The organism is Hoeflea sp. (assembly GCF_984452065.1).
The window spans coordinates 26,020-38,054 of the sequence record NZ_CFHWAF010000005.1 but is presented as its reverse complement, the minus strand read 5'-3'; the positions used below and the strand labels follow the sequence as shown (position 1 = coordinate 38,054).

Annotated in this window: 12 protein-coding genes; 6 read left to right on the top strand and 6 right to left on the bottom strand. The window is 60.0% G+C overall.

All coding sequences use genetic code 11. The features are described 5' to 3' along the window. The first annotated feature begins 170 nt into the window (after positions 1-170). The 3 genes from AC5E6N_RS02130 (at position 171) to AC5E6N_RS02120 (ending at position 3,326) form a co-directional block, all read left to right on the top strand. On the top strand, positions 171-893 hold the full coding sequence (locus AC5E6N_RS02130) for a hypothetical protein (protein WP_491746258.1): 723 nt from the start codon (positions 171-173) through the stop codon (positions 891-893). A gap of 190 nt (positions 894-1,083) precedes the next feature. Further along, complete coding sequence (locus AC5E6N_RS02125) at positions 1,084-2,751, top strand: L,D-transpeptidase family protein (RefSeq protein WP_491746257.1); 1,668 nt, start codon at positions 1,084-1,086, stop codon at positions 2,749-2,751. Further along, on the top strand, positions 2,748-3,326 hold the full coding sequence (locus AC5E6N_RS02120) for an MFS transporter (RefSeq protein WP_491746293.1): 579 nt from the start codon (positions 2,748-2,750) through the stop codon (positions 3,324-3,326). Before AC5E6N_RS02125 ends, AC5E6N_RS02120 begins: the two co-directional genes overlap by 4 nt. A gap of 12 nt (positions 3,327-3,338) precedes the next feature. Here AC5E6N_RS02120 and AC5E6N_RS02115 read toward each other — a convergent pair whose 3' ends face one another. The 4 genes from AC5E6N_RS02115 to AC5E6N_RS02100 form a co-directional block, all read right to left on the bottom strand. Further along, complete coding sequence (locus AC5E6N_RS02115) at positions 3,339-4,394, bottom strand: DUF418 domain-containing protein (protein ID WP_491746256.1); 1,056 nt, start codon at positions 4,392-4,394, stop codon at positions 3,339-3,341. Continuing rightward, a complete protein-coding gene (locus AC5E6N_RS02110) occupies positions 4,391-4,939 on the bottom strand; it encodes a TetR/AcrR family transcriptional regulator (RefSeq protein ID WP_491746255.1) in 549 nt (182 codons plus the stop codon). Before AC5E6N_RS02110 ends, AC5E6N_RS02115 begins: the two co-directional genes overlap by 4 nt. 167 nt (positions 4,940-5,106) lie before the next feature. After that, on the bottom strand, positions 5,107-5,496 hold the full coding sequence (locus AC5E6N_RS02105) for a hypothetical protein (RefSeq protein ID WP_491746254.1): 390 nt from the start codon (positions 5,494-5,496) through the stop codon (positions 5,107-5,109). Between the two features lie 59 nt (positions 5,497-5,555). Continuing rightward, positions 5,556-6,233, bottom strand: coding sequence for a GntR family transcriptional regulator (locus AC5E6N_RS02100; RefSeq protein ID WP_491746253.1), 678 nt, complete (start codon positions 6,231-6,233; stop codon positions 5,556-5,558). 106 nt (positions 6,234-6,339) lie between these two features. Between AC5E6N_RS02100 and AC5E6N_RS02095 the strand changes: the two genes are divergently transcribed. The 3 genes from AC5E6N_RS02095 (at position 6,340) to AC5E6N_RS02085 (ending at position 9,470) form a co-directional block, all read left to right on the top strand. Then, positions 6,340-7,233, top strand: a complete 894-nt coding sequence (locus tag AC5E6N_RS02095) for a dihydrodipicolinate synthase family protein (protein WP_491746252.1) — start codon at positions 6,340-6,342, stop codon at positions 7,231-7,233. A 70-nt stretch (positions 7,234-7,303) separates the two neighbouring features. Next, positions 7,304-8,563, top strand: coding sequence for an NAD(P)/FAD-dependent oxidoreductase (locus AC5E6N_RS02090; protein WP_491746251.1), 1,260 nt, complete (start codon positions 7,304-7,306; stop codon positions 8,561-8,563). A gap of 649 nt (positions 8,564-9,212) precedes the next feature. Next, positions 9,213-9,470 (top strand): hypothetical protein, encoded by a 258-nt coding sequence (locus tag AC5E6N_RS02085; protein ID WP_491746250.1) that lies wholly within the window; start codon positions 9,213-9,215, stop codon positions 9,468-9,470. A gap of 336 nt (positions 9,471-9,806) precedes the next feature. Here AC5E6N_RS02085 and AC5E6N_RS02080 read toward each other — a convergent pair whose 3' ends face one another. Both AC5E6N_RS02080 and AC5E6N_RS02075 read right to left on the bottom strand, forming a co-directional pair. Next, a complete protein-coding gene (locus AC5E6N_RS02080) occupies positions 9,807-11,000 on the bottom strand; it encodes an aminotransferase (protein ID WP_491746249.1) in 1,194 nt (397 codons plus the stop codon). A 23-nt stretch (positions 11,001-11,023) separates the two neighbouring features. Further along, complete coding sequence (locus AC5E6N_RS02075) at positions 11,024-12,025, bottom strand: LysR substrate-binding domain-containing protein (protein ID WP_491746248.1); 1,002 nt, start codon at positions 12,023-12,025, stop codon at positions 11,024-11,026. Positions 12,026-12,035 lie beyond the last annotated feature (10 nt).

Here is a 12,035-nt window from a genome sequence, read left to right as displayed (position 1 = left end):
CCGGGCGCCGAAGCGCGTTCGGCCGTTTGAGCCTGCTGTAGCCGAGACAGACGCAAACAGGTTCCATTCACGGATTGAGGCACGGTGAAAGATACTGTTTGTTCCTGCCGGTATCTCATCCGCCTGGGATGGCTTAATAGTTTGGTCAGGACGCGTTCGAGGAGGAAGTCATGACGGCATCGCGCCTGGTCGCGTTTGTGTTTGCTGTGACGCTGGCGTTCGGCCATGCCGCGGCGGAGCCTGCCATGCTTTACGAAGGCCCTCTGCCCGTCAAGATAAAGGATCGGACGGTATCCATCCCCGTGCTGCTCGCGGCGGAAGCTGCCGGCGATGAATCGGAGACGATCCTTGTACATGCGACAACGCGTGCGCGGGATCTGTCCCCGATCCTGAAGGAACAGCTTCAACTCCTGGCCGACGAGAATATCAGCGCCTGCGAACTGCGGGTATCCGTACCCCGCGCGGACGTTTCGGCCAATGACGCCCTGCTCATCCTTGCCGCCACGGTCGATGTCGAAGTCTGGGTTTGCACCAATTTCCTCAAGACAAGGCTGGGCGGCGAATCGGCGAAAATCACCGCCGGTGTCGTTCCAACGGTCAAAGACGGTCGGCTTTTCCTTGAGGCCGGCGATTTACGGATAGAGGGAATCGGCGAACTGATCGCATCCATCGGCGGCGACCGCATCCTTCAGAAGCTCTATTTCGAGGCGGTAGACCGGTTCAACCGGGACAAGGACCTGACGTCGCTGCCGGCGCCGCTTCTGGCGGCGGGCTTTGCCTATTCGACCGCAGCGGTTGATACCGGCTCTGCGATCGAACCAAGGCTGAATGTTTCCGTTTCCGGGCCGAACGACCTTGTTTTTCTGGCAAAGGTCATCGCGGGCATCCGATAAACGGCCCTACACTTTGAAACACAATGGCGTGCATCCGGCAGCGAAAATGGCACCACATGAATGCTTGATCAAAATGGATACTCTAATTGACATAGGCCATCCAATGGTGTCGCCTATGGCCGATTTTGGTGGAGTAGCGATTTCGGGGTAGAAGGTGGTGTCCGGAACCCGGATCGGCAGGGAGCACATCTTGAGAAGCACACGTGGATTGACGATGCTGGCGACGGCCTTGTTCCTGGGCATTGCTCCGGCGGCCGCGCAGACCGACGCAGCAGACACAGGCAAGGAGCAGGTCATCCGCAAGAGCGGCATTGCGGAGCGGACGGATTCGCCGGAATGGTACGCGGCGATGCAGGCGCGTCTGTACCTGCCGCTGGAAGGGCCGCAATCGGATACGCGCCGTGCCGAACGCATCGCCTTTTGGTATGAGGGACGCGATTACGCGCCGCTTTGGATCAGGAACGGCAAGGCAACGAACGAGGCGAAGGAAATCGTCTTTGCGCTCCTGAATGCCCATAAGGACGGTCTCATTCCGGCCGATTACAGAGCCGATCAGCTCTTTCCCAAGCTGCAGGGAGACCGGGAGGCGGGCCTCGCCGACTTCGAGATCTCCCTCTCCGACGCGGTGGCGCGCTACGGACAGCATTTGCGCAGCGGCCGGGTCAGTCCCAACGAAGTCAACCGTGAACTGGTCATCTATCCCGACACGGTCGCAGCTGACGTGATCTTGCAGAGGCTCGCGGATGCGAACAATGTCGTGGACGCCCTGCACGACTTCGCGCCCGGGACCCCCCGTTACGACCGCATGAAGACCCTGCTGCAGCATCTCTTCGTGGTGCGCGCGACGGGCGGCTGGACCATCATACCGGACGGCGAGGCGCTGAAGCCGGGCATGGCCGATCCGCGCGTGCCGGCCCTGCGCCAGCGGCTGGTGGAATCGAAGGACCTCGAAGAAGGCGCTCATACGGGTGCCATTTATGACGGCGCACTTGTTGAAGCGCTGGAGCAGTTCCAGTTCCGCATGGGTGTGGAAACCGATGGTGTTGTCGGCCCGGCGACGCTGGCGCAACTGAACACCAGTGTCGACGAACGCATCCGCCAGGTCGAGCTTAATCTGGAACGACGCCGCTGGATGCAGGCCGATTTCGGCAATCCGTATATTTTCGTGAACCTTGCCGATCAGGTCGTCAAATTCGTTCAGGACGAGAAGACCGTCCATGCGGCGGTGACGCAGGTGGGCAAGCCCTATCACCGCACACCGGTGTTCTCCGACGAGATGGAGTATCTCGAGTTCAATCCCTATTGGAACGTGCCCTACTCCATCGCCACGCAGGAGTATCTGCCGAAACTCAAAGCCAACCCTTATGCCCTGCAATCGCAGAACATTCGCGTGCTTCTTGACGGCAAGGTGGTCGATCCGGGCGGTATTGCCTGGGGCAATTATTCGCGCGCCAGCTTCCCGTTCCGGCTGCGTCAGGAGCCGGGGCCGCGAAACGCGCTGGGTCGGGTGAAGTTCATGTTCCCCAACCAGTTCAACATCTACATCCACGATACGCCGTCGAAATCGAACTTCGACCGGGCATCGCGGTATTTCAGCCATGGCTGTATCCGGGTGGAGGACCCGATGGCGCTGGCGGAGATCATCCTCGGCGCGCAGGACGTATCCCGCATGCAGATCGATTCAATCGTCAACTCCGGCAAGCGCCGCGTGGTCAAGCTGGAAGAGCCGGTTGCGGTGCATGTGGTCTATCTGACCGCCTGGGTGAACAAGGACGGCTCGGTGCACTACCGCCGTGACGTTTACGGCCGCGACGAGATCCTGTCCGCCGCCCTTGCCGTGAACCCTGCCTCGCGATAGCGCCCCTTGAGCGCGGGCCGGCTGCCTCGTGCCTGTTCTTCTCTGTCACCAATTCACTCTACCTCACGGTCATGCCTCTCTATTTCGTGAAGGAGGTCGGCCTGCCCTATTACGCACCCGGCCTGTCTTTGTCGGCCAAGTGCTTCGTTGAGGTTCCGGCGATCTTCTTTGCCGCCGTTCTTGCCCGGCGGTTCGGCGAACGCAATGTCCTTTATCTGTCGGCATGCGTCGGCATCGTGACGTTTTTCGCCATCGCCAGAGTCGAGACGGTTACGCACATGGTCGTCGTCGCGGCACTTGAGGGTTTCTATTACGGGCTGTTCGCCGGCGTCGGCATAACCTTCGTGCAAAGCTTTGCCGGCGGCCGGATGGGAAGGGCGACATCCATGTATGTCAACAGCCTGTTCCTTGGCGGCGCCATAGGTGGCGTTTCCATGGGCTTCATCGCCAGCGGGTTCGACTACCGGACCGTCATTTGGGTGAGTGCCGGCTTCGCGTTCTGCGCGCTCGTCATGCTGTTTGCGACGCGCAGCGCCGACGGCAAGCGTCAGACCCCTGCTGCCGGTATCTCCTGAACCCTGGCCGCGTCAGCCGGTCAGGCGCCGCATGACCGCCTCCAGCGGCCCGCGCCTGAAATGCCGGCTCCAGAAACAGGCAAACAGCGTGGCTGCGATGCAGTAGACCATCGATGCGGTCAGCGCGGCCCCGGGCGTTTGCCCGCCAACGAGGCCCAGCGCCTCGAGCGCGCCCATGCCAAGAAGAATATGCGCGATGTAAAGGGTCAGGGTCTGGCGGCCTGCCGGAGCAACCAGATACATCACGCGTGCGCCCGCCAGCCGTTTTTCGACAAGCAGGCAAAGCCCGATTGTCATCGAGGCGACGCCGCAGCCGGCCACGATGAACAGCGGCATGGGCGGTATGGGCTCGGTTCCGACGAAGTACGCAAACTCGGGGTCGATGGAACCTGCTATCGGTCTCATCAGCCCGGCAATCAACAGTGACATCGAGAAAGCGGCGGTTCCCGCAACGGCCATCACTGCCTGTACGCGGCGGTTTTCAAGGCCGGCCTGACCAAGCGCCATTCCGAACAGGAAAAACGCGAGCCACGGAATGATCGGATGCCATCCGTTGAAAACCAGGTTTCTGACGAAGCCGTCCGGCGTCCAGAGGCCGACATAATCCCCAGTCAGCCAATTCCAGCTCGCGTCATAGTCGAACAGCAAAACGAGGAATGGGAAGAGCAGCGTCAGGGCGATGCACCACCAGATAAGCGCGGCCGCTCGCAGCCGAAGAAATGCCATGCCGAGAAGGAAATAGAACGCATAGTAGTGGATGATGTCGGGCGGAAAAATCAGCATATTCGCCATGCCGAGCGCGAACAGAAACAGCACGCGTTTCAATGTGCCCCTTCGAACATCGCGCACACTGCTTCGTTTTGCGGCGAGCGCAAAACCCAGCCCCGAAAGGACAACGAATGTCGCCGCCGCCCTACCCTGAAGCAAAGTGGCAAAGTGCGCAGCGCTTTCATCCATTCCCACCATGACAATGTCAAAATTGACGATGACCATGCCGATAAGGGCAAGAAAGCGGGCAAGGTCCAGCCCCTGCAGGCGGCCAACGGGCGGCTGAACCGTCGACGTCAAGGACGCGCCTCCTTGAGACCGCCGGTCAGCGTCGACCAGGCCAGTCTCACGGCCTGATCCGGTGTCGCGTGGCCGTCGCGCACCTGTGTCCAGGCCGCGTAGACGAGATGATCGAAAACCTGTGCCGCCCATTCCACCGGACAGGTAGGGGGAAAGAGCCCTTCTTTCCGAGCCTCATTCAGCAATTGCCGAAATTCCTGCTCGCGCTTTTCCCGCAGCGGCTCTTCCGCATACTCGGTACGCTCCCGCGCCAGGAACCACTGCCTGTCGCCCAGCGCGACCGCCGCCGCCATGGTTTTCTCCAAGGCCTGGGTGTAGCTGCGCGCGGCGGCCGCAGCCCTTTCGGCCGCGCTGTCGAGTTCACGGGCCGCCTGGCGGACAAGCGCGCGCACCAAATCGTCACGCCCGGCAAATTTTCGGTGCAGCGTCGCACGGCCGACGCCGGCGGCATCGGCGATTTGCGACAGCGATGCGGAGGGATCGCGTCCGAGAACCTCGAATGCGGCTTCGATGATGGCCTGTGTGGTGCTGAGTCGTTTTTCCATAGTGAGACAAACATGTCTTATTTGAGTGTCAATTCAATCATCTGGCTGAGATATTCTTCGTAACCGTTTGTCTTGACGGCAAAAATATTACCGGCAGAGCCGCGAGGTTTCGTCTTCACGCACGCGCTTACAAATGGGATTGTCATTTATACCATATTGACATATTTTCAGACGATCACCTGTTTTCCGGACCAACCACAATGTTTCATGCCGAATTTCATTTCGACGAACTGCCGATCGCGATCGGCAGCACCGAATTCTCCATCTGCTCCGGAACCGCCCAATTGCAGGGCGAGAACGGCGCGCATGATTATGGCTTTCACGTCAGCACCATCGCATTGGAGGGAAACCTGATCGGTGACTATCGTGACAAGCGCCGCGTGCATATTTGCAAGAAATCGGACGATCCGTTCTGCGTCCTGCTGTTCCATCGCCTGGCGGAAAAAATTGAAGCGGATCAGGCGGCCAGCGACTGTTTTTATGGCGCGGCGCGAGAGTCCATCCGGGATCGAACGGCCGGCGGCGAGGACACGGGCCTTGTTGCTGCGGAATGACAAAGTCGCGCCGCAAATAGGTCAGATACTCCCGCCTGGAGTTCAGAACCGCGCGCTCCGCTCTAACAGGCCGAAGCGGAGCCCGGCCGGTCGAGAAATTCGAGCAGCATGTCCTTGGCACCGTCAATATGTCTGCGCGTGAGATATGCCGCTCGTGCCGCATTGCCTTGCTCACACGCCGTCAGAATCTGCAAATGCTCCCGGTTCGCCCGGTCATGTCCGTCGGTGGCGATCAGTTGCGTACGCAGGTAGCGCTCGACGCGGTCGAGTGCGTTGTCGATGGCCCTGAGATGATAATCGAGGCCGCTATCCCTGTAGAGCGCGTAGTGAAAGCCCCGGTTCAATTCACCCCATTCGTAGGGGTCCTTGCTATCCCTGAAGGCTTCGTATTGCCGCCGTGCTTCCAGCAGTGACGCGGCTGACAGCCTTGGCACGGCGGTCGCGATCACCTCGCTTTCGAGCAGGCTGCGGAAATCGAATATCTCCGCCGCTTCCTTTGCCGACAATCTTGCGACCACCGCGCCGCGATACCGGCGGGTTTCGACGAGGCCCTGCTGTTCGAGGCGGCTGAGCGCTTCACGGACCGGAATACGGCTGGTGTTGAACAACGCCGCGATCGCGTCCTGGCGCAGCGGCGCGCCGTCTTGAAGCTCGCCCTCGATGATCGCCCGCCGGAGCGAAGCGAACACGATCGACGACGCCGATGCCGTGCTTGAGATGTCTACGGTGCGGATTTTCAAGGCGGTGTCTCCGGCCCTCGGACATTATTGTATATTGGATCCAATATTGCTATGAAGTGTCTGCCAAATCAACCGGACAAGTCAAACGGGCGGGAGAAGCTAAGCTATGTGGGAAGGCGTCATTCCGGCGGTCACCACCAAATTCACCGAGAACGGAGAGCTTGATCATGCCGAAATGGAGCGGTGTTTTGCCTATCAGATGGACGCGGGCTGCCATGGCCTCGTTGCCTGCGGCTCGCTCGGAGAAGGCAATATGCTCTCCCATGAGGAGCGCCTGTCGGTTCTGCGGCTTTGCAAACAGGTGACAGGAGACAAGCCCGCACTTTTGACCATCTCCGAGGCCGGAACGCGCGAGGCATGCGATCTGGCAAGGCATGCCGCCGCCGCCGGCGCGGACGGCGTGATGATCGTCCCCTCCCCGATCTATCATACCAGCCATGAGGAAACGGTCGCCAATCTGAGAGCGATTGCCGAGGCCGCCGACCTTCCGGTGATGATCTACTCAAACCGGGTCGGATATCGTGTGGATGTGACCCCGGACATGAAGGAGGAGCTGGCGGACGATCCGCGCTTTGTCGCGATCAAGGAAAGCTCCGACGACATCCGACGGACCACGGAAATTTTCAATCGGTTGGGCGAGCGCTATGCGGTCTTTACCGGCGTGGACAATCTGGCCTTTGAGGCCCTGACCGCGGGTGCCGTCGGCTGGATCGCCGGCCTTGTCGTTGCATTCCCGAGAGAGACCGTCGCGATTTATGAACTTATCCGCCAACAGCGTTACGGCGAGGCCCTGGATATCTACCGCTGGTTCCGTCCGCTTCTCGACCTTGACGTATCCACCTTTCTTGTTCAGCAGATCAAGCTTGCAGAGGTGATTGAAATCGGCTCCAACGACCGGGTGCGGCTTCCGCGCATGCCTTTGGCCGGCGAACATCGCAAAAAAGTCGAGGAGACAATAAAGACCGCGATTGCGTCGCGGCCATCTTTGCCGCAATTTTGACGCGGCTAAGGGGAATATGGCACCGATCCCCGCGTTATTTTGCGGTGCCGGAATTTATTTTGGGCAAATTATGGCAATTGCAGGTGAGGGTCGGCCGGACATTGTCGTCGTCGGCGCAGGCATTATAGGTCTTTCTACAGCTTTTCAACTTCAGCAGCGAGGCTATTCCGTCCTCGTTCTCGATCGCAAGGGACCGGCGGCGGAGGCATCCAGCGGCAATGCCGGCGCGTTCGCGTTCTCCGAAATCATACCGCTGGCGACACCCGGCATCATGCGTCAGGCGCCGCGCTGGCTTCTCGATCCCCTGGGTCCGCTTTCGGTTCCACCGCGCTATGCACTTCACCTGGCACCCTGGATGATCCGTTTTTGGCTGGCATGCCGGCCCGAGCGGGTCGAACAGGGAATCCGCGCGCAGGTGGAGTTGATGGATCAGTCGAAACGCGCCCTGCTGCCGTTCCTGAAGAAAACCGGCACGGGCGGCATGCTCCGGCGTGACGGCAATCTGCAGCTCTATGAAAGCAGGGCCGAGTTCGAGGCGTCCCTGCCCTATTGGGGTGCCCGGGAACGTTGCGACATACCGTTCGAACATGTCCATGGCACATATGCGATATCGGAATATCAGCCCGGCCTCGACAAGCGCTTTGTGGCGGCGACCTATACGCCCGAGTGGTATTCGATCGCCGATCCGCTGGAATATGCACTGACGATCGCGGATCTTTTCCGTCATCGCGGCGGGCAGATCGAAATTGCCGAAGCCGTTTCAATATCCCACACCGATCAGGGTGCAGGCGTTGCCTGCGCCGGCGGACGGAAAATCAGCGCCGAAAAGGTGGTCGTGTGCGCCGGCGCCTGGTCCCACAGGCTGGCCCGGACCGTAGGCGACCGGATTCCGCTGGAAACCGAGCGCGGATACAACACGACCCTTCCGGTGGAAAGTTTTGACCTGCGCATGCAACTGACCTTCGGCGGTCACGGTTTTGTCGTATCGAAGCTGAGTTCGGGTATCCGCGTTGGCGGCGCCGTCGAGTTTGCCGGGCTTGCCATGCCGCCCAACTTTCAGCGCGCCGACGCGCTGCTGGGCAAGGCCAAGGATTTTTTGCCGGAGCTCAGGATCGAGGACGGCAGCCAGTGGATGGGTTTTCGTCCGTCGCTGCCCGATACACTGCCGGTCATCGGCAGGTCAAAGCGCAGCGACAATGTGGTTTATGCGTTCGGTCACGGACATCTGGGGCTGACACAGTCGGCCGGCACTGCGGCGCTTGTCGGTCAGTTGATAGAAGGCGAAGAAACCTCCATCGATCTGACACCCTTCCGTCCGGACCGCTTTTGAAGCGCCGCGCGATAACGCGCTCGCACGGGTTTTCAGCGACATGCGACGACTGCCCGATTTGATCGGAGTTTGACGATCTGAAAGTCCGGAAGATTTGGTTTTTCTGCCTGCACAAAAGGAAAGACGCTGGCATAGCCAGCGCCCCCCTGTTCAAACGTGGTAACCAAATCCAGTCTTCCGCGTTGACCGTTAGGCCTCTCGCGAACTCTGCTTCGATTGCCTCGTTCGCCGTGGCCAAACACTCCATCAGATGAAGCCCTCGACCCGTGCAGCCTCGGGACCGAAATCCACCGACTGCTTGCTGTCATTGCACATGCATACGCTTTTCACAGCGCCCTGTGTTGCCTCTCGGACACCGGCCGGGGCGTCAAAGACGTTCCTGCCCGGTTCGATCACAGGATGTTGGGCGATCCGATCAACTGTCTCCCAATTGGCTGTCGGGAATTGTCCGGACCCAACGCATTCATGATGGCGGCAATCGCCGATCATGTCGAGTCGGACTATTCCACAGTGGATAACTCAGGGGAAAACCAACCGACGGCACAATCCAGACCTTTGATCTCAATGGCGATTTCAGTTCATACACTTATCGTCATAGCGCCGCGACGCCACCCGGGCAGACGCTCGGACCACGTGCGGGAGACTGGAAATGACGGGCAGCGCTGAGGGTCACGATATGGACATCGACCTCCTGTTTTCCGAGATCAGGGAGGAATTGTCACGCGGCCGGGCCAAGTTTCCGGGCGACAATGTGCGCAAAGAGGCGGTACAGGTCGCCCTCATGGCCATGAGGGTCGTCCTCGACGGCGATTCAACGCTCAGCAACTGGCGCCGGCAAAAGGGTCTTGAATGGTTTCAATGTCCACCAAATGGGTTCGGAGCTAACGCCGAGGACATTGCCATTTGACCGGCGAATGGGACCGCAAGGCAGCCATGTGTGTTCGATGATCAACTGAAGCTCAACAGCACCACACACTAATCACAACATGGTTACAGCACGTCGCAGTTTGATAGCAAGACATCATGCTCGCCGTCAGAGCCCGATCCACACTCGTGTCAACATCGCGCGCACCAACGATGTGATCGAATTGAGTTTCAAAACATCGGCCTGTCACTTGTTTGAACAACACGGTGGACGATTGCGGGAGCTGTAATCCTCCATTCCAGTTTCAGACCCTGTCTCCAGGTGTTTAGAGCATCGAGGGGTCATCTCGGTTAAGGAGGATCACGTGTCTCAAAGAAGTCACGGGCAACTTCGTTGACTGATCCCTATGCCCGACAGGCGCGTGCTCAGAGCGCTGATCCCCGGCACGTCCGCATTGGTAAACGCAATCCGCAGATAGGCATCGAGGCCGTCGCCGAAAAATGCGCCAGGGATCGTCACCACGCCGTAATGTTCGGCGAGCAGGCGCGCCGCCTCGACGGATGAAAGTGTTCCAAACGGGTGCCTTACAAAGGCGAAGTAAGCACCAACGGCGTCGATGTGAAATCCCGGTGCTTGTGCCATCGCCGATTTCAAGGCGACAGTGCGCCGTGCGACTTCCCTGCGGTTGGTGAGCCGCCAGTCTTCAAGCGCGGGCAGCGCGCGGGCGATCGCGATCTGTGGCACACGGGGTGCACAGATCTGTAGATTGTCCATGACCTTGGATATCTGGGCGATGGCTTCATCTCCGGCAATGATCGCGCCAAGCCGGTGTCCGGGAATGCAAAAGCTTTTCGAAAAGCTGTAGAGGCCGATCAGGGTCTTCTGCCAGTTCTTGCGGGTCAGCAGGTCATGCGGCGCACCGCAATCTTCGGGGAGGAAGTCGCGATAGGTCTCATCGAGGATCAGCCAGATACCGTTTTCAGCGCATAGTTCAAACACTGCTTCGAGCACGGCCGGCGGGTAGACCGCTCCGGTCGGATTATTGGGCGTGACAAGCGCCAGCGCGCGCGTCCGCGGTGTGATCGCAGCTATAATGGTTTCGGGGTCGGGCACGAAACCGTCCGCTGGATCGCACGCAAAGTGCGCCACCTCGATGCCAAACATCTCCAGGCTTGTCTGATGGTTGAAATAACAAGGGTTGCTCAGCAGTACGGTGTCACCCGGTGCAGCGATTGCGAGGATGGCGGCAACAAATGCCTGATTGCAGCCGGCGGTGATGTGCGTCTCAGCCGGTGACACGGCAGCGCCGTAGACAGCGCTGACCTCCGCCGCATAGGCAGCGCGCAACTCGGGCTCGCCCTCAATATCGCCATAACCAGCCATATCGGGGCTGGCAGCCTGTTCAGCCAGCCAGCGCAGAATGTCGGGATGGGGTGGATAGCCTGGAACGGCTTGCGACAGATCGGTCAACGGACCATGGGCACCCTGATAAGCTTCAGCCCATTCTTTGACCGCAGGAACAGGTGGCGGCGCCATCATCTGCACTAGCGGGCTGAAGTTCGGCTCGATCATTTTGTCTTCCTGTGGCGTAGAGGTCATGCGCGCTTACGAGTCTTTCCCTTGGCGGGCTTGGCCCTGATGCTGCCGGTTCTTGAATGAGGGCTCTTGAGCAAGGCGCGACGAGCGGTGTGTTGCGGTTCGACCCGCGCCCCGTCCTCGTCAAGTTGACCGAACAGCCAGTTGATGAAGACGTCAACAATCGGCGCAGCCCGCAAATCAGACCGGCAGGCAACAAAGAATGCATGGCGGGCAGGCACGGTCAGATTGAGAGGTGCCACTAGCTGTCCGGTGCGTAGCAGGTTTGCCGCTGTCAGGCTGTCGCCGAGCGCCACCCCGTGCCCGGCAAGCGCCGCTTCGGTCGCCATGCGCGCGTCACCCATGAAATCATGTCTGCCTTGCTCAAGGTCGAGCGCGTCGGCGGCTGTCAGCCAGTTGCGCCATTCCTGGCCATCGTCATCGGCATGCAAGATGCGATGCTTGCCGATGTCGCGCACTGAACGCAGCGGGTGGGCGTTGATTGCCGGCGGACTCAGAACCGGGAAAAGGTTGAAGCGCGTCCACAAGGTGGCCCAGCAATCGGGCCAATTGCCGTCCCCGTACAGGATTGCCACATCAATTGACGGATCGTGGATGGCCGCCTGGTCATTGCTTGCTCTGAGCGTCAGCCTGACCTCCGGAAAGCGCGCGGTGAAACCGGTCAGCCGCGGGATAAGCCAGAAGCTCATCAGAGCTGGGACGCAAGCAATCGAGAGCCTCCCAGATGTGGTGGGCCGCGTCATGCGCGCGGTAGCCGCCGCAATGGTGTCGAAGGCGGATGTCACCGCCGGCAGCAGTTCGGCACCATGTTCAGTGAGAGCAAGCTGGCGGCCGTCACGGCGGAACAGTGCCACGCCCATGGACGCTTCGAGCGCCTTGACCTGATGGCTCACCGCCCCGTGGGTCACCGACAGCTCATCAGCAGCCTTGGACAAAGAACGGTTGCGGGCGGCGGCCTCGAACGCACGCAACGGGTTGAGCGGGGGAAGTTGACGCCGCATAAGTCCTTAC